The 17,953-nt window shown below is 66.7% G+C and carries 8 protein-coding genes; 2 read left to right on the top strand and 6 right to left on the bottom strand.

The genetic code is table 11. The features are described 5' to 3' along the window. Window positions 1-53 precede the first annotated feature (53 nt). From ACEN9Q_RS29055 to ACEN9Q_RS29045, 3 genes are all read right to left on the bottom strand, one after another. The gene (locus tag ACEN9Q_RS29055) at window positions 54-1,385 is read right to left on the bottom strand and encodes an HlyD family type I secretion periplasmic adaptor subunit (RefSeq protein ID WP_229412606.1); all 1,332 of its coding nucleotides are present in this window, start codon (window positions 1,383-1,385) and stop codon (window positions 54-56) included. Continuing rightward, on the bottom strand, window positions 1,382-3,490 hold the full coding sequence (locus ACEN9Q_RS29050) for a peptidase domain-containing ABC transporter (protein WP_495626898.1): 2,109 nt from the start codon (window positions 3,488-3,490) through the stop codon (window positions 1,382-1,384). The genes ACEN9Q_RS29055 and ACEN9Q_RS29050 overlap by 4 nt, the downstream gene beginning before the upstream one ends. Before the next feature lie 223 nt (window positions 3,491-3,713). Continuing rightward, window positions 3,714-14,036, bottom strand: coding sequence for a beta strand repeat-containing protein (locus ACEN9Q_RS29045; protein WP_495626897.1), 10,323 nt, complete (start codon window positions 14,034-14,036; stop codon window positions 3,714-3,716). 455 nt (window positions 14,037-14,491) lie between these two features. Between ACEN9Q_RS29045 and ACEN9Q_RS29040 the strand changes: the two genes are divergently transcribed. Further along, window positions 14,492-14,809: a hypothetical protein gene (locus tag ACEN9Q_RS29040; RefSeq protein ID WP_495626896.1), complete on the top strand. Its 318-nt coding sequence runs from the start codon at window positions 14,492-14,494 to the stop codon at window positions 14,807-14,809. Between the two features lie 83 nt (window positions 14,810-14,892). Further along, the gene (locus ACEN9Q_RS29035; protein WP_495626895.1) at window positions 14,893-15,795 is read left to right on the top strand and encodes a helix-turn-helix domain-containing protein; all 903 of its coding nucleotides are present in this window, start codon (window positions 14,893-14,895) and stop codon (window positions 15,793-15,795) included. Between the two features lie 9 nt (window positions 15,796-15,804). Here ACEN9Q_RS29035 and ACEN9Q_RS29030 read toward each other — a convergent pair whose 3' ends face one another. From ACEN9Q_RS29030 to ACEN9Q_RS29020, 3 genes are all read right to left on the bottom strand, one after another. Continuing rightward, window positions 15,805-16,353, bottom strand: a complete 549-nt coding sequence (locus ACEN9Q_RS29030; protein ID WP_056435128.1) for a DUF2058 domain-containing protein — start codon at window positions 16,351-16,353, stop codon at window positions 15,805-15,807. A 69-nt stretch (window positions 16,354-16,422) separates the two neighbouring features. After that, complete coding sequence (locus tag ACEN9Q_RS29025) at window positions 16,423-17,523, bottom strand: extracellular catalytic domain type 1 short-chain-length polyhydroxyalkanoate depolymerase (RefSeq protein WP_495626894.1); 1,101 nt, start codon at window positions 17,521-17,523, stop codon at window positions 16,423-16,425. 9 nt (window positions 17,524-17,532) lie between these two features. Next, window positions 17,533-17,949: a hypothetical protein gene (locus ACEN9Q_RS29020; RefSeq protein ID WP_056435134.1), complete on the bottom strand. Its 417-nt coding sequence runs from the start codon at window positions 17,947-17,949 to the stop codon at window positions 17,533-17,535. Window positions 17,950-17,953: the final 4 nt, after the last annotated feature.

The raw sequence follows: 17,953 nt of genomic DNA, 5'->3' as shown, positions 1-17,953 counted from the left end.
CGGGCCGGCTATTCTAAACCAGCGCCCTTTTACGCAGCAGCCAGGCTGCGGGATCACGGTTCCCGGATCGCCTCGTCCAGGCCCTTGGTCAGCGGCCACAGCAGATAGGACAGCACGGTGCGCTTGCCCACCACGATCTCGGCGGTCAGGGTCATGCCCGGCAGCAAGCGCGCGTGCGGATCCATATTCTTGAGCATGTCCTTGCCGAGGTCGAGCCGGCTGACGTAGTACGCGTCGGTGCCGGTTTCCGGATTCGGCGTGTCGCGCTTGAACGCGTCCTCGCTGAGCGTGCGGACCCTGGCGTCCAGTGTGCCATGCTTCTGGAACGGGAACGCGTCCAGTTTGATGTGCGCGACGTCGCCCTGCTTCACGTGGCCCACGTCGAGCGAATCGATCTGCACCTCGGCGTCCAGCGCCGTGCCGAGCGGCACGAGCGTGAACATCTTCTCGGCGGCCTGCGCGACGGAGCCCTGCGACAGCTTGGCGATGTCCTGCACCATGGCGTCGACCGGTGCCGTCAGCATGACCTTGTCGCGGCGCAGCCTGCCCTTCTTGAGCTGCTCGGCCGTCGCGTCGCGGTCGCGCGTCAGGGAGAGCATGTCTTCCATGATCTTCTGGCGCCAGCCGTTCACGAACGCCTGCTTTTCCGCGTCCAGGCCGGCCAGCTCGCGCCGGATCTCCGGTTCCTGGTTCTTGGCCAGCGTGTAGTCGCGTTCGACTTCCATGCGCTTGTTGCGCGCGTCCAGCAGGTTGACCTTGGCGCCGAATTTCTGGTCGACGAGGCGCTCCTGCATCGTCTCCACCTCGCGCAGCGATCTGGTGCGGTCGCCCAGCACCTGCTGGTCGCGCAGGTTCGTCTCCAGCGCGGCGCGGGTCTTGGCGATGTTCTCGTTCAGGCGCAGTACCTGCGCGGCGAAGTTGGCGCGGCGCTCGCCGGCCAGCCTGTCCTGCAGCTGGGTGTCGGCCGAGACCGTGCCTGTCTCCACCGGTGCCGACTTGCCCGCCAGTTCCGCGTTGAGACGCTTGACCTGGGTGTCGAGGCTGTCGAACTTGAGGCGCAGCTGGGCCTGGTCGGCATCGGCGTCGGTCGGGTCCAGCGTGGCGAGGCGCTCGCCCTTCTTGACCACCTGGCCGACGCGCACGTCGATCGAGCGGATGATCGACGTTTCGATCGGCTGCACGACGATGTTCGACAACGGCGTCGTCAGGCGCCCCTGCGCCTTCACGACTTCGTCGATCTCGGCGAAGCTGGCCCAGGCCAGAAAGCACACGAGCATCGCCGCCAGCGCGTGGACGGTGATGCGGGCATACGGCGGCAACGGCCGGCGTTCGATCTCGTCGGCATCCGGCAGGAACTCGACGTCGGTCGGGTCGAGCGCGGTCACAGATGACTTGTTTGCTGGTTCCATAATTGAGAGTAAGTAGAGCAGCGCGTCAGGAGTTCTTCGTGGCGGCCCGCATCCATCAGCTGGCCGCGCTGCATGACCAGGATGGAGTCGGCGTTGACGAGCGTCGACAGGCGGTGCGACACCATGATCACGGTGCGGCCGACGGCGATGCGCGACAGGTTGTTGATGAAGATCGCTTCGCTTTCCGGGTCCAGCGCGCTGGCCGCTTCGTCGAGCACGAGGATGCGCGGCTTGGCCAGCAGCGCCCTGGCGATCGACAGGCGCTGCTTCTGGCCGCCGGACAGGTTCGAGGCATTTTCTTCCAGCATCGTGTCGTAGCCCTGCGGCATGCGCTCGATGAACTCGTCGGCGCCGGCGGCCCTGGCCGCGTCCACGATGTCCTCGAACGCGGCCTCGGGCATCGTGGCGGCGATGTTCTCGCGCACCGTGCCGTGGAACAGGAAATTTTCCTGCAGCACGACGCCGACCTGGCGGCGCAGGTGCGGCAGGTCGATCTCGCGGGCGTCGTAGCCGTCGAAGCGGACGATGCCTTCCTGGATGCGGTACAGGCCGTGGATGACCTTCGTGATCGTCGTCTTGCCCGAGCCGCTGCGGCCCACGATGCCGATCACGGTGCCTTCCTTGATCTCGAAGGTGGCGCGGTCGAGCGCATTGTTCTGGGCGCCCGGATAGCGGAACACGACGTTGTCGAAGGTGATATTGCCGCGCAGGTCGGGACGCAGGCCGCCGCTGCGGCCTTCCGGCGCGCGATTCATGACCTCGCCCAGCATGCGGATCGACAGCGCCGTTTCCTGGTATTCATTGATGAGGCCCACGACCGCGACCAGCGGCCCGCTGACGCGGCCGGACAGCATCTGGAAGGCGATCAGGGCGCCGACCGACAGCGTCTGGTCGAACACGTCCTGGGCGCCGATCACGATGATCACGACGGGCAGCAGCTTGCCGAGGAAGTCGGTGACGGCATTGCCCGTGATGGATATCTGGCCCACGCGGAAATGCATGTTCAGCGCGTTCGCGGAGCGCTGGTCCCAGGCACGGCGCTGCATCGGCTCGATCGCGAGCGCCTTCACCGTGCGCATGCCGTGGATCGTTTCCACCATCAGCGCCTGGCGCTGGCCTTCGGCGTTGTACAAATCGTTCAGGCGGCGCTGGAACGTGGGCACGAGGACCGCGACGATGCCGCTGATCAGGAGGGTGAACAGCAGCACGATCATCGCCAGCTTGATGGAATAGCTGAACAGGATCGGCAGCAGGATGAACAGCGCGGTCAGGTCGAGCGCGGTGAAGAACATGCGGCCCGTGAGGAAGCCGCGGATCTTTTCCATCTGCTGCATGTGGCGCACGACCACGCCCGCGGACGTGGTCTCGAAATAATCGATGGGCAGCGACAGCAGGTGCGCGAACGTGCGCCTGGTCAGGCGTATGTCGATCTTGTTGGTGGCCCACAAGGTCAGGATCTGGCGCATGAAGCCGAACGTCGATTCGAACAGGAGCGCGATGCCGATGCCGGCCGCCAGCACCCACAGCGTCGATACGCTGTGGTGCACGAGCACCTTGTCGATCACGAGCTGGAAGAACACCGGCGACGCAAGGCCGAGGATGTTCATCGCCATCGCGGCGATGGCGATGTCGCGGAACGCGGCCTTCTGCTGCAGGATCTCGGGAATGAACCAGCGCAGGCCGAACGGCTGGCGCGTGTCGGTCAGCTTGGACGTGCGCTTGAGGAATACGATGTCGCCGCTCCACAGGGCCTGGAACGCGGCCGGGTCGAGCATCTTGACGACGCCCAGGTCGCCCATCGGGTCGAGCACGGCAAGCACGCCGCCATCGTCCACGCGGGCGCCGACGACGATCATGCTGTTGCCGTCCTTCATGCGCGCGAGCAGGGGGAACACGCCCTTCTGCCCCAGCAGCTTGTCGACCGTCAACTGGCGCAGCTTGGCCTTGAGGCCGATGCTCGAGGCCATCCCCAACAGCATCGCGGACGACGGTTCCTCCGCGTTCAACGCATAGTCGTGGATCAGGCGTTCCGGGTTCACTTGCAGGCCGTGATGCTGCGCGATGGCAGTCAGGCATTGCAAAGTTGTATGAGGAAATTTGTCGGCCATTAGGAAACTAATAGAAGCGAAGTGCGGCAGACCGAGAGATTACCCTGTTGTTCGTCAGAATTGTTGCTGAACAGCACTGTGTTACACCCCTTATTCTTCGTTTGTCGCAATTTGGATGCAAAAAAAGGCAAGACCGATAACGGTCTTGCCTTTTTGATGTCGTGAACGGGCCGGCGCGAACCGGCCCGTGGACACATTACTTGCGGCCACCCGTGGTGAGGAAGCCCGAGTCCTGCGGCGTCGCCACCGACTTGGCCAGCGATTCGGCCGTCGACGTCATCGCCACATTCGCACCCGCCACCTTGTTGCCGTTGGCGTCGAACTGCTTCATCACGTCGACCATCGTACCGACCGAAGCCAGCAGACCGGTCTGCGTACCGCCGGACAGGTTCGGCAGGGTCAGGCCGCCGGCCGCCGCGCCGGTATCGGCCGCGTTGAAGGCTGCCATCGCCTGGACCATGCTGCCCACCTTGCCGCGCAGCGTGTCGGTCGCGGCCGCACCGGTTGCCGCCTTGTCGGCGGTGAACCACACGTCGCCCGTGGCGGCCGTGGAGCCGTCGGTCTTCGTGAAGGTCGACTGCATGCCGATCCAGTTGCCGGCATCCTTGACCGAGGTCTTGTCGCCGTTGACGTTGATGCTCGCGACATCCACCGAGGCCAGGCTCTTCAGCTCGCCCGACTGGCTGACGCCGTCGCCGTTCGCATCGACCCACACCTTCAGCTGGCTGTACGCCGCATCCTTGGCGTCGATCACGCCGTCGCCGTTGGCATCCAGCTGGGCCAGTGCTTCGTAGCCGTTGGAGGCGGTCTGGCCGTTCGCCAGCTTGGTCGACGTACCGAACAGCTCGCTGCCATCGTCGATCGTGCCGTTGCCGTTGCGATCCAGGGCCAGCAGGCCATCCTTCGAATCGACCCAGCCCGTCGCCACCTTGTTGCCGGTGCCGAACAGATCGAACTGCACGCCCTGCTTGATGCTGACCGAGTGCACACCGTCACCGTTCAGATCCAGCACGATCGGGCTGCCGATCTTCAGCTGCGCGGTCTGCGCCGTCGTCATCGCGTCGATCTGCGCCGACGTCAGCGCCTCGACCTGACCGGTGGTCAGTGCGGCCACCTGGTTCGTCGTCAGACCGCTGGCGATCTGGGACGTGGTCAGGGCCGTGATCTGCGTCGTCTTCAGCGCGGCCAGATCGACCGTCTGCAGAGCCGCGATCTGGACCGTCGTCAGGGCAACCAGTTGCGCCGTCGACAGCGTGACCGCCTGGCTGGTGGTCAGGCCGACGACCTGGCTGGTGGTCAGGCTGGCCACCTGGCTGGTGGTCAGCGCGCCGATCTGCGTGGTCTTCAGCGCGGCCAGGTCGACGGTCGTGATTGCTGCGACCTGGGCCGTGCTCAGCGCTGCGACCTGGACGCTGGTCAAGCTGCCGACCTGGGCGGTGGTCAGACCGGCGATCTGGGCCGTCGTCAGGCCGCTGGCGACCTGGGACGTGCTCAGCGCGGCGATCTGGTTGGTCTTGAGCGCCACCAGGTCCACGGTGCCGAGCGCAGCCACCTGAGCGGTGGTCAGCGCGGCAACCTGCACGGTGGTCAGCGCGCCGACCTGGCTGGTCTTCAGGCTTGCGACATCCATGGTCGTCAGGCCGCTGGCCACCTGGGCGGTGGTCAGGGCGGCGATCTGAGCCGTGGTCAGCGCGTTCGCCTGGACCGTCGTCAGGGTAGCGATCTGGGCCGTGTTCAGGCTTGCGATCTGATTCGTCTTCATGACGGCCAGGTCGGCCGTGCTGATCGCTGCGACCTGGGCGGTGCTCAGGGCGGCGACTTGCACGGTGGTCAATGCACCGATCTGGTTGGTCTTCAGACCGGCGATCTCGACGGTCGTGAGACCGCTCGCCACCTGGGCCGTGCTCAGTGCAGCGATCTGGGCCGTGGTCAACGCACCAGTCTGGACCGTCGTCAGCGCGGCAATCTGCGCCGTGGTCAGGCCGACAACCTGGGTCGTCTTCAGCGCGGCCAGGTCAGCCGTTTGGATCGCAGCGACCTGGACGGTGCTCAGCGCGCCGATCTGGGCCGTATTCAGGCTGGCGACCTGCGCGGTCGTCAGGCCGACGATCTGGGCGGTGCCCATGTTGGCGACCTGTGCGGTCGTCAGCGCGGCAACCTGGTTCGTCTTCAACGCGGCCACGTCGGTGGTCGTGATGGCCGCGACCTGGACGGTGCTCATCGCACCGATCTGGGCCGTGGTCAGGGCACCGATCTGGTTGGTCTTCAGACCGGCGATCTCGACGGTCGTCAGGCCGCTGGCCACCTGGGCAGTGGTCAGGGAGCCGATCTGGGCCGTGGTCAGCGCACCAGTCTGGACCGTCGTCAGCGCCGCAATCTGCGCCGTGGTCAGGCCGACGACCTGGGTCGTCTTCAGCGCGGCCAGGTCAGCCGTTTCGATCGCAGCGACCTGGACGGTGCTCAGCGCGCCGATCTGGGCCGTGTTCAGGCTGGCGACCTGCGCGGTGGTCAGGCCGACGATCTGGGCAGTACCCATGTTGGCGACCTGTGCGGTCGTCAGCGCGGCAACCTGGTTCGTCTTCAACGCAGCCACGTCGGCCGGCGTGATTGCAGCGACCTGGACGGTGCTCAGCGCGCCGATCTGCGCCGTGGTCAGCGCGCCCACCTGGGTAGTCTTCAGGCTGGCAACCTGCGCGGTCGTCAGGCCGCTCGCCACCTGGGCAGTGCTCAGGGCAGCGATCTGGGCCGTGCTCAACGCACCTGCCTGGACCGTCGTCAGCGCGGCAATCTGCGCCGTGGTCAGGCCGACAACCTGGGTCGTCTTCAGCGCGGCCACGTCAGCGGTCGTGATGGCCGCGACCTGGACGGTGCTCAGCGCGGCAATCTGCGCCGAGGTCAACGCACCCATCTGGCTGGTCTTCAGACCGGCGATCTCGGCGGTCGTCAGGCCGCTGGCGACTTGCATCGTGCTCAGCGCAGCGATCTGGGCCGTGGTCAACGCACCGGCCTGGGCCGACGTCAGCGCGGCGATCTGCGCGGTCGTCAGGCCGGCGACCTGGGTCGTCTTCATGGCGGCCAGGTCAGCCGTCTCGATTGCGCCAACCTGGACGGTGTTCAGGGCGGCGATCTGCATGCTGCTCAGGCTGCTTACCTGGGCAGTATTCAGTCCGACGATCTGTGCCGTGCCCAGAGCGGCAACCTGGGCGGTCGTCAGCGCGGCGACCTGGTTGGTCTTCAGCGCGGCCAGGTCGGCGGTCGTGATGGCAACCACCTGGACGGTGCTCAGGGCAGCGATCTGCGCCGTGTTCAGCGCACCCATCTGGCTGGTCTTCAGACCGGCGATCTCGGCGGTCGTCAGGCCGCTGGCGACTTGCATCGTGCTCAGGGCAGCGATCTGGGCCGTGGTCAACGCACCGGCCTGGGCCGACGTCAGCGCAGCGATTTGCGCGGTCGTCAGGCCGGCGACCTGGGTCGTCTTCATGGCGGCCAGGTCAGCCGTTTCGATTGCGCCAACCTGGACGGTGTTCAGGGCGGCGATCTGCATGCTGCTCAGGCTGCTTACCTGGGCAGTATTCAGTCCGACGATCTGTGCCGTGCCCAGAGCGGCAACCTGGGCGGTCGTCAGCGCGGCGACCTGGTTGGTCTTCAGCGCGGCCAGGTCGGCGGTCGTGATGGCAACCACCTGGACGGTGCTCAGCGCGGCGATCTGCGCCGTGTTCAGCGCACCCATCTGGTTAGTCTTCAGACCGGCGATCTCAGCCGTCGTCAGGCCGCTGGCGACTTGCATCGTGCTCAGCGCAGCGATCTGGGCCGTGGTCAACGCGCCTGCCTGGGCCGACGTCAGCGCGGCGATCTGCGCGGTGGTCAGGCCGGCGACCTGGTTCGTCTTCATCGCGGCCAGGTCAGCCGTTTCGATGGCGCCAACCTGGACGGTGTTCAGCGCGGCGATCTGCATGCTGCTCAGGCTGCTTACCTGGGCGCTGCTCAGGCCAATGATCTGAACGGTGCTCAGGCCTGCGACCTGGGCGGTCGTCAGCGCGGCAACCTGATTGGTCTTCAGTGCGGCCAGGTCAGCCGTGTTGATGGCAGCCACCTGCACGGTGCTCAGGGCAGCGATCTGCGCCGTGGTCAGGGCACCCATCTGGTTGGTCTTCAGACCGGCGATCTCGGCGGTCGTCAGGCCGCTGGCGACTTGCATCGTGCTCAGCGCAGCGATCTGGGCCGTGGTCAATGCACCGGCCTGGGCCGACGTCAGCGCGGCGATCTGCGCCGTGGTCAGGCCGGCAACCTGGTTGGTCTTCATGGCAGCCAGGTCAGCCGTTTCGATTGCGCCAACCTGGACGGTGTTCAGGGCGGCGATCTGCATGCTGCTCAGGCTGCTCACCTGGGCGCTGCTCAGGCCAACGATCTGAACGGTGCTCAGGCCGGCGACCTGGGCGGTCGTCAGCGCGGCAACCTGATTGGTCTTCAGCGCAGCCAGGTCAGCCGTGTTGATGGCAGCCACCTGCACGGTGCTCAGGGCAGCGATCTGCGCCGTGTTCAGCGCACCCATCTGGTTGGTCTTCAGACCGGCGATCTCGGCGGTCGTCAGGCCGCTGGCGACTTGCATCGTGCTCAGGGCAGCGATCTGGGCCGTGGTCAACGCACCGGCCTGGGCCGACGTCAGCGCAGCGATCTGCGCGGTCGTCAGGCCGGCGACCTGGTTCGTCTTCATCGCGGCCAGGTCAGCCGTTTCGATTGCGCCAACCTGGACGGTGTTCAGCGCGGCGATCTGCATGCTGCTCAGGCTGCTCACCTGGGCGCTGCTCAGGCCAATGATCTGAACGGTGCTCAGGCCTGCGACCTGGGCGGTCGTCAGCGCGGCAACCTGATTGGTCTTCAGTGCGGCCAGGTCAGCCGTGTTGATGGCAGCCACCTGCACGGTGCTCAGGGCAGCGATCTGCGCCGTGTTCAGCGCACCCATCTGGTTGGTCTTCAGACCGGCGATCTCGGCGGTCGTCAGGCCGCTGGCGACTTGCATCGTGCTCAGCGCAGCGATCTGGGCCGTGGTCAATGCACCGGCCTGGGCCGACGTCAGCGCGGCGATCTGCGCCGTGGTCAGGCCGGCAACCTGGTTGGTCTTCATGGCAGCCAGGTCAGCCGTTTCGATTGCGCCAACCTGGACGGTGTTCAGGGCCGCGATCTGCATGCTGCTCAGGCTGCTCACCTGGGCGCTGCTCAGGCCAACGATCTGAACGGTGCTCAGGCCGGCGACCTGGGCGGTCGTCAGCGCGGCCACCTGATTGGTCTTCAGCGCAGCGAGGTCAGCCGTGCTGATGGCAGCCACCTGGACGGTGCTCAGGGCAGCGATCTGCGCCGTGTTCAGCGCACCCATCTGGTTGGTCTTCAGACCGGCGATCTCAGCCGTCGTCAGGCCGCTGGCGACTTGCATCGTGCTCAGCGCAGCGATCTGGGCCGTGGTCAACGCGCCTGCCTGGGCCGACGTCAGCGCGGCGATCTGCGCGGTGGTCAGGCCGGCGACCTGGTTCGTCTTCATCGCGGCCAGGTCAGCCGTTTCGATGGCGCCAACCTGGACGGTGTTCAGCGCGGCGATCTGCATGCTGCTCAGGCTGCTTACCTGGGCGCTGCTCAGGCCAATGATCTGAACGGTGCTCAGGCCTGCGACCTGGGCGGTCGTCAGCGCGGCAACCTGATTGGTCTTCAGTGCGGCCAGGTCAGCCGTGTTGATGGCAGCCACCTGCACGGTGCTCAGGGCAGCGATCTGCGCCGTGGTCAGGGCACCCATCTGGTTGGTCTTCAGACCGGCGATCTCGGCGGTCGTCAGGCCGCTGGCGACTTGCATCGTGCTCAGCGCAGCGATCTGGGCCGTGGTCAATGCACCGGCCTGGGCCGACGTCAGCGCGGCGATCTGCGCCGTGGTCAGGCCGGCAACCTGGTTGGTCTTCATGGCAGCCAGGTCAGCCGTTTCGATTGCGCCAACCTGGACGGTGTTCAGGGCGGCGATCTGCATGCTGCTCAGGCTGCTCACCTGGGCGCTGCTCAGGCCAACGATCTGAACGGTGCTCAGGCCGGCGACCTGGGCGGTCGTCAACGCGGCCACCTGATTGGTCTTCAGCGCGGCCAGGTCGGCCGTGTTGATGGCAGCCACCTGGACGGTGCTCAGGGCAGCGATCTGCGCCGTGGTCAGGGCACCCATCTGGTTGCTCTTCAGGCCGGCGATCTCGGCGGTCGTCAGGCCGCTGGCGACTTGCATCGTGCTCAGCGCAGCGATCTGGGCCGTGGTCAATGCACCTGCCTGGGCCGACGACAGTGCAGCGATCTGCGCGGTCGTCAGGCCGGCGACCTGATTGGTCTTCATGGCAGCCAGGTCAGCCGTTTCGATGGCGCCAACCTGGACGGTGTTCAGGGCGGCGATCTGCGCGCTGCTCAGGCTGCTCACCTGGGCGCTGCTCAGGCCAACGATCTGAACGGTGCTCAGGCCGGCGACCTGGGCGGTCGTCAGCGCGGCGACTTGGTTGCTCTTCAGCGCGGCCAGGTCAGCCGTGTTGATGGCAGCCACCTGGACGGTGCTCAGCGCGGCGATCTGCGCGGTGGTCAGGGCACCCATCTGGTTGCTCTTCAGGCCGGCGATCTCGGCGGTCGTTAGGCCGCTGGCGACTTGCATCGTGCTCAGCGCAGCAATCTGGGCCGTGGTCAATGCACCTGCCTGGGCCGACGTCAGCGCAGCGATCTGCGCGGTCGTCAGGCCGGCGACCTGGTTCGTCTTCATGGCAGCCAGGTCGGCCGTTTCGATTGCGCCAACCTGGACGGTGTTCAGGGCGGCGATCTGCGCGCTGCTCAGGCTACTCACCTGGGCGCTACTCAGGCCAACGATCTGAACGGTGCTCAGGCCGGCGACCTGGGCGGTCGTCAGCGCGGCAACCTGATTTGTCTTCAGCGCGGCCAGGTCAGCCGTGTTGATGGCGGCGACCTGCACGGTGCTCAGCGCGGCGATCTGCGCGGTGGTCAGGGCACCCATCTGGTTGGTCTTCAGACCGGCGATCTCGGCGGTCGTCAGGCCGCTCGCCACCTGGGCGGTGCTCAGGGCAGCGATCTGCGAGGTGGTCAGTGCACCCGCCTGGGCCGACGACAGCGCAGCGATCTGCGCCGTGGTCAGGCCGGCAAACTGGTTGGTCTTCATCGCGGCCAGGTCGGCCGTTTCGATGGCGCCAACCTGGACGGTGTTCAGGGCGGCGATCTGCATGCTGCTCAGGCTGCTCATCTGGGCGCTGCTCAGGCCGGCGATCTGGGCCGTGCCCATGCCGGCCACCTGGGCGGTCGTCAGCGCGGTCACCTGGTTGCTCTTCAGCGCGGCGAGGTCAGCCGTGTTGATGGCGGCGACCTGCACGGTGCTCAGCGCGGCGATCTGCGCCGTGGTCAGGGCACCCATCTGGTTGGTCTTCAGACCGGCGATCTCGGCGGTCGTCAGGCCGCTCGCCACCTGGGCGGTGCTCAGGGCAGCGATCTGGGCCGTGGTCAATGCACCTGCCTGGGCCGACGACAGTGCAGCGATCTGGGCCGTGGTCAGGCCGGCAAACTGGTTGGTCTTCATCGCGGCCAGGTCGGCCGTTTCGATTGCGCCAACCTGGACGGTGTTCAGCGCGGCGATCTGCATGCTGCTCAGGCTGCTCACCTGGGCGCTGCTCAGGCCTGCGATCTGGGCCGTGCCCATGCCGGCGACCTGGGCGGTCGTCAGCGCGGTCACCTGGTTGCTCTTCAGCGCAGCGAGGTCAGCCGTGTTGATGGCGGCGACCTGCACGGTGCTCAGCGCGGCGATCTGCGCGGTGGTCAGGGCACCCATCTGGTTGGTCTTCAGACCGGCGATCTCGGCGGTCGTCAGGCCGCTCGCCACCTGGGCGGTGCTCAGGGCAGCGATCTGCGAGGTGGTCAGTGCACCCGCCTGGGCCGACGACAGCGCAGCGATCTGCGCCGTGGTCAGGCCGGCAAACTGGTTGGTCTTCATCGCGGCCAGGTCGGCCGTTTCGATGGCGCCAACCTGGACGGTGTTCAGGGCGGCGATCTGCATGCTGCTCAGGCTGCTCATCTGGGCGCTGCTCAGGCCGGCGATCTGGGCCGTGCCCATGCCGGCCACCTGGGCGGTCGTCAGCGCGGTCACCTGGTTGCTCTTCAGCGCGGCGAGGTCAGCCGTGTTGATGGCGGCGACCTGCACGGTGCTCAGCGCGGCGATCTGCGCCGTGGTCAGGGCACCCATCTGGTTGGTCTTCAGACCGGCGATCTCGGCGGTCGTCAGGCCGCTCGCCACCTGGGCGGTGCTCAGGGCAGCGATCTGCGAGGTGGTCAGTGCACCCGCCTGGGCCGACGACAGTGCAGCGATCTGCGCCGTGGTCAGGCCGGCAAACTGGTTGGTCTTCATCGCGGCCAGGTCGGCCGTTTCGATGGCGCCAACCTGGACGGTGTTCAGCGCGGCGATCTGCATGCTGCTCAGGCTGCTCACCTGGGCGCTGCTCAGGCCGGCGATCTGGGCCGTGCCCATGCCGGCAACCTGGGCGGTCGTCAGCGCGGCAACCTGGTTGCTCTTCAGTGCACCCAGGTCGGCGGTCGTGATGGCAGCCACCTGGACGGTGCTCAGGGCGGCGATCTGCGCGGTCGTCAGCGCACCCATCTGGTTGCTCTTCAGGCCGGCGATCTCGGCGGTCGTCAGGCCGCTGGCGACTTGCATCGTGCTCAGCGCAGCGATCTGGGCCGTGGTCAATGCACCCGCCTGGGCCGACGACAGCGCAGCGATCTGGGCCGTGGTCAGGCCGGCGAACTGGTTCGTCTTGATGGCAGCCAGATCGTTGGTTTCGATTGCGGCGACCTGGACGGTGTTCAGGGCCGCGATCTGCATGCTGCTCAGGCTGCTCACCTGGGCGCTGCTCAGGCCGGCGATCTGGGCCGTGCCCATGCCGGCAACCTGGGCGGTCGTCAGTGCGGCAACCTGGTTGCTCTTCAGCGCGACCAGGTCGGCGGTCGTGACGGCCGCGACCTGGACGGTGCTCAGGGCGGCGATCTGCGTGGTCGTCAGCGCGCCCACTTGATTCGACTTCAGGCCGGCGATCTCGGCGGTCGTCAGGCCGCTGGCCACCTGGGCGGTGCTCAGTGCAGCGATCTGCGAGGTGGTCAACGCACCTGCCTGGACCGACGTCAGCGCGGCGATCTGCGCGGTCGTCAGGCCGGCGACCTGGTTCGTCTTGATGGCGGCCAGGTCGGCCGTTTCGATTGCGGCAACCTGGACGGTGTTCAGCGCAGCGATCTGCGCGCTGCTCAGGCTGCTCACCTGAGCGCTGCTCAGGCCGGCGATCTGGGCCGTGCCCATGCCGGCCACCTGGGCGGTCGTCAGCGCGGCAACCTGGTTGCTCTTCAGTGCACCCAGGTCGGCGGTCGTGATGGCAGCCACCTGGATGGTGCCCAGGGCGGCGATCTGCGCGGTCGTCAGCGCCCCCACCTGATTGGACTTCAGGCCGGCAACCTGCACGGTCGTCAGGCCGCTGGCCACCTGGGCGGTGCTCAGTGCAGCGATCTGGGCGGTCGTCAGTGCACCCGATTGGGCCGACGACAGCGCGGCGATCTGCGCGGTCGTCAGGCCGGCAACCTGGTTCGTCTTCATGGCGGCCAGGTCGGCCGTTTCGATTGCGGCAACCTGGACGGTGTTCAGGGCGGCGACCTGCGTGCTGCTCAGGCTGCTCACCTGGGCGCTGGTCAAGCCGACGATCTGGGCCGTGCCCAGGCCGCTGGCGACCTGCGCGGTCGTCAGGGCGGCAACCTGATTCGTCTTCAGCGCGGCCACGTCGGTGGTCGTGATGGCGGCGACCTGGACGGTGCTCAGGGCGGCGATCTGCGCGGTGGTCAGGGCACCCATCTGGTTGGTCTTCAGACCGGCGATCTCGGCGGTCGTCAGGCCGCTGGCGACTTGCATCGTGCTCAGGGCAGCGATCTGCGAGGTGGTCAACGCACCTGCCTGGGTCGACGTCAGCGCGGCGATCTGCGCGGTCGTCAGGCCGGCAATCTGGTTCGTCTTGATGGCGGCCAGGTCGGCCGTTTCGATTGCGGCAACCTGGACGGTGTTCAGGGCGGCGATCTGCGTGCTGCTCAGGCTGCTCACCTGGGCGCTGCTCAGGCCGGCGATCTGGGCCGTGCCCATGCCGGCCACCTGGGCGGTCGTCAGCGCGGCAACCTGGTTGCTCTTCAGCGCACCCAGATCGGCGGTCGTGATGGCAGCGACCTGGGAGGTCGTCAGCCCGTTAATCTGGACCGTAGTCAATGTACCGACCTGAGCCGTCGTCAGTCCTGCCACCTGCAAGGTCGTCAAGCCAGCCGAGATCTGGGCCGTGGTAAGGACAGCGAGGTTCGCCGTGCCGAACGCCGGCACCTGCGCCGTCGTAAAGGCTGCGAGCTGCATGGTCGACAATGCAGCGAAGTCGGCGGTCTTCAACGCGACGATTTGGGAAGTGGACAACGCCTGGATTTGGGCGGTGTCCATTCCGGTGATAACAGATGCCATGGTTGAACCTTTAAATATATTGAACGTTGTCCGGGTGATCGCTGCCCTGTCGCGCGAGTCCCACAAAATAGATTTCCGCAAGGATACATTTTTATGGTGCGCCTACGAATGCTTTACGGCAATAAACTGTAGAACTTAAGGTGTTTTCGGTTGTTTTTTCTCCACAGACACCTCGTCCGCAAGCCAATCTTGTATTTTCTACAACCACCGTCCGATGCAACAAATTACATGCGATGAGGAACCAACTTTATATGTTGTGTATGAAAAATTGATGTCACGCAAGATAAAGGCGACGGCAGCGGCCCATCCGTTAAGCCGAGCTGAGCAGTATTCCCGGCCGCAGCCTGGCGTTCCGGTATTGCGGGTCGATGTCGATGCGTCCGTCATAGCCGAAAACGCACGCCCGGGCCGGCCGGACTGCCGGAAGGATGCCGATGGATCGGCTGGACTTCGCCGCCGCGCGTCAAGCGATCACCGGCCGCCGCCGGGATCGACGACGCCCAGGCCCGAAAGTGCGCCGCGGGCGCCAATCGGACGGCCGCGCGGTAAACCACCGCGACCCCTGCCGCATTATTCGTTCATCAATAAATGTCGGGCCAAAATGGGATTGGAAAGACAATAGATTTGTTCACATGGACGAACTTGATCCGCCGATGCGTGGCGTGGGACGCGCGCTGACAACACGTTCCCGCGTAAATGCTTGCCAGCCCGGCTTATTTACGGAATATTTACTTCTTTCAATTTTGCAATGATTGCCGTCGATGCCGAGCCTTTCCCGTCCCGCCTCGACCTTCGCGGCCCGCGCCGAGAAGATCCCCGCCGCGAGGACCCGCGCATGAAGACCACCGCGCGCGTGTCGCGCCTGTATGAAGTCATGGACCTGATGCTGGACTCGGTCGGCGACCCGCTCGCATTGAAATCGCTGGCGGCGTCGGCCAGCTATTCGTCATTCCATTTCGACCGCATCTTCCGCGAACTGACGGGATTCTCGGCCGTCGAATACCAGCGCAAACGGCGCCTGCGCCGGGCCGCCCACCTGCTGCGCCACGAACCGGACGTGCCCATCGTACGCATCGCCCAGGATTGCGGCTTCCCGTCGAACGCGGCATTCGCCAAGGCGTTCAAGCAGCAGTTCGCGATGTCGGCCAAGGCGTGGCGCGAAGGCGGCTGGCGTCAATACATGGACCAGCAGGTCGGGCGCGAGAGCGACGTCAGCTTTTTTGTGGCCGAGCCGGACGACCTGGAAGCGATCCTGGCCCCGTACTGCCCGCCCGAGCCGGGCACGATCGCCGCGCGCATCGCCGTGCGCAACCTGCCGGCGCTGACCCTGCGCTACCAGCGCTTCTTCGGCCAGTCCGGCGCGGCGCTGTCGTTCGCCTGCCACGACTTCATCCGCGAACGCGAAAAGGCCGACGGCGTGCCCGCCACGACCGCCTGGTACGGCGTGTTCGACGAAGATCCGGGTTTTACGGGCGAGCGCGAATACTGCTACGACTTCGGCTGCGCCGACGACGCGGTGCTCGATCCGGGCCTGGGCGTGCGCATCCTGCCGGCCGGCAGCTACGCCTGCCTCGACTTCGACGGCGAATGGCCACGCTTCCGCTCGATGTACGAGGACTGGCTCGACAAGCAGGCCGTCTGGCGGCTGGACAGCACGAGGCCGCACATCCAGAAAGTCGAACGGGCGCTCGACGGCCGCTGGCGCGGCTGGCTGGCGCTGCCCGTCAAGAAGCGGTGAACGCGCGGATTACCAGTCGAAATCGTCCGGGATCTTGAAGTCCTTGTACGGATCGTCCTCGCCGGCCGCGACGGCCTCGGCGGCCTTGTTGACGCGCACGACGCGGTCCGGCGCGCGTTCCGCGATCTTGTCGGCGATCACGCGCGGCACCAGCTCGAAGCCGCCTTCATGGGCGACGATGGACAGGCGCCCGGCCACCAGGTGGTCGCGCACGGCGGCGGACACGTGGATGCGCTCGATCTTCGTGCCGATCGTGAAGTTGTAGGCGACGTCGAGGCTGCCCTTGCCCTTGGGCTGGCGGTTCACCTGGATCATCTGCGCGATCTGCGCCTGCACGGCCTTTGCCGCCGCGGCCGCGTCGCGCTGGGCATTCAGCGCGCGGGCGCGCTCGGCCTGCTGGCGCTGGGCCTCGAGCGCGGCCTCCTTCGCCTCATTGACGCTCTGCACGCCGGTGCGGCGCTCGATTTTTTGCTGCTTGACCTTTTCCTGGTTGGCGACCTTGACCTTCTTCTTGTCGACCAGCCCGGCCTTCATCAGCTGCTCCTGCAGGGAAACCATCTCAACTCCATCAACGATCCTGGGAATCCTCCAGCATAGCAAACCTGACGGCTTCGCAACAGCGGTCGATCAGCCGCCGGCCTGATCCAGGAAGAAGCGCAGCATTTCGGCCGACGCGTCCGGGCCGGCCGCATCGGTATAGGAACCGGCCGGATCGCCGCCCGCCCAGGCGTGGCCCGCCCCGTGCACGACCCAGTGTTCCGCGACCACGCGCCCGGCATCGTCCAGCGCCGTCGTACGCGTGTGGCCGCGGCCCGCGCCGGCGGCGCCCCGCTCCTCGAGCTCGCGCACGCCCGCCTGCGTGAACTGGCGGTACAGCGCCGCGCCGTTGGACGGATGCACGACCGCGTCCTGGTCGCCGTGGAACACGATCAGCGGCACCCGCCGGCGCAGCGCCTGGCTCTTGCCGCCCAGGTGCTTGCCCTTCATCGCGTTCAGGCCCGACATCAGGTCGCGCGCGGCGCCGACCGGCAGCCCGGAATGCACGCCGACGGCGGCATACAGGTCGGGATACGCGGCGCCCATGACGGCCGCCATCGCGCCGCCCGCCGACAGGCCGGCCACATAGACCCGGCCCGGGTCAGCGCCGTGCTCGCGCAGGACGTCGCGCGTCATGCCGGCGATCAGGGACGGCTCGCCCTCTTCGCGCCGCTGGTGCGCCGCGTCGAACCAGTTCCAGCAGTTCGAACTGTTGGCGCCGCGCTCCTGGTCCGGATACAGCACGAGGCAGCCGTGCTCCTCCGCCAGCCGGTTCATCGCCGTGCCGGCCGCGAAATCGCCGGCGCTCTGCTGGCAACCGTGCAGCATCACGACGAGCGGGCGCGGCCCGGACGCCGCCCGCGCCGGCACATATAGACGGTAGCGGCGCGTGCCGGCCGCGTTGCCGAACGAGCCTGCCAGGAACTGGCCGGGCGCCTCCGGCGCGGACCGTTGCGGACGCGCCCAGGGCGCACCGTGCGGCGCGGCCGGGCGGCGCAGCCAGTCCGGTACGCCGTTCAGGTCGACGAACGGCGCGCGCGCGGCCGGTTCCGCCGGCGTTTGCACGCCCGGCATCAGGCCGGCGTTGCGCAGCACGTCCTGGATCAGCGCGGTGGCAGCAAGCGGGTCCTTGCCCTGGCCCGAGCGGACCGCGCCCAGGATGTTGTCGACAAATCGTTCATAGGGTTTCATGGTGTTCCTTCAAGAATGGATGCGGTCCGCGAGCGCGGACTTGACGGCGGCCGGGGCGAAAAAGGCGCCCAGCACCTGGAGCGAGGCGATCGCCGCACGCGCCAGCTCGGGCGTGACGTCGTCGTCGATCGTGGCGAGGCCCAGCACGTGGATGTCGAGCTGCTCGCCGGCGGCCACGCTCGCCTCCAGCTCCGCCTTCGTATAACGCTGCATGCCCATGACGAAGCGCTTGCGCGTGACCGTCTGGCGGATCGCCTCGCCGTGCTGCTGCAACTGGTTGCGGATGGCCGTGCGGACGAAATCGGTACGGTTCGTATAAAAACCTTCCGCCACGAGCAGGTCCATCTGCGCGAGGTCGACCAGGCCCAGATTGATCGTGACCTTGTCCGTGTCGGGGAATTTGGGTTTCGTTTCGACGAGCTTCATGGCG

The sequence above is a fragment of the Massilia sp. Masssp93 genome (assembly GCF_059491295.1).
This window is presented reverse-complemented; position numbering and strand designations above follow the sequence as displayed.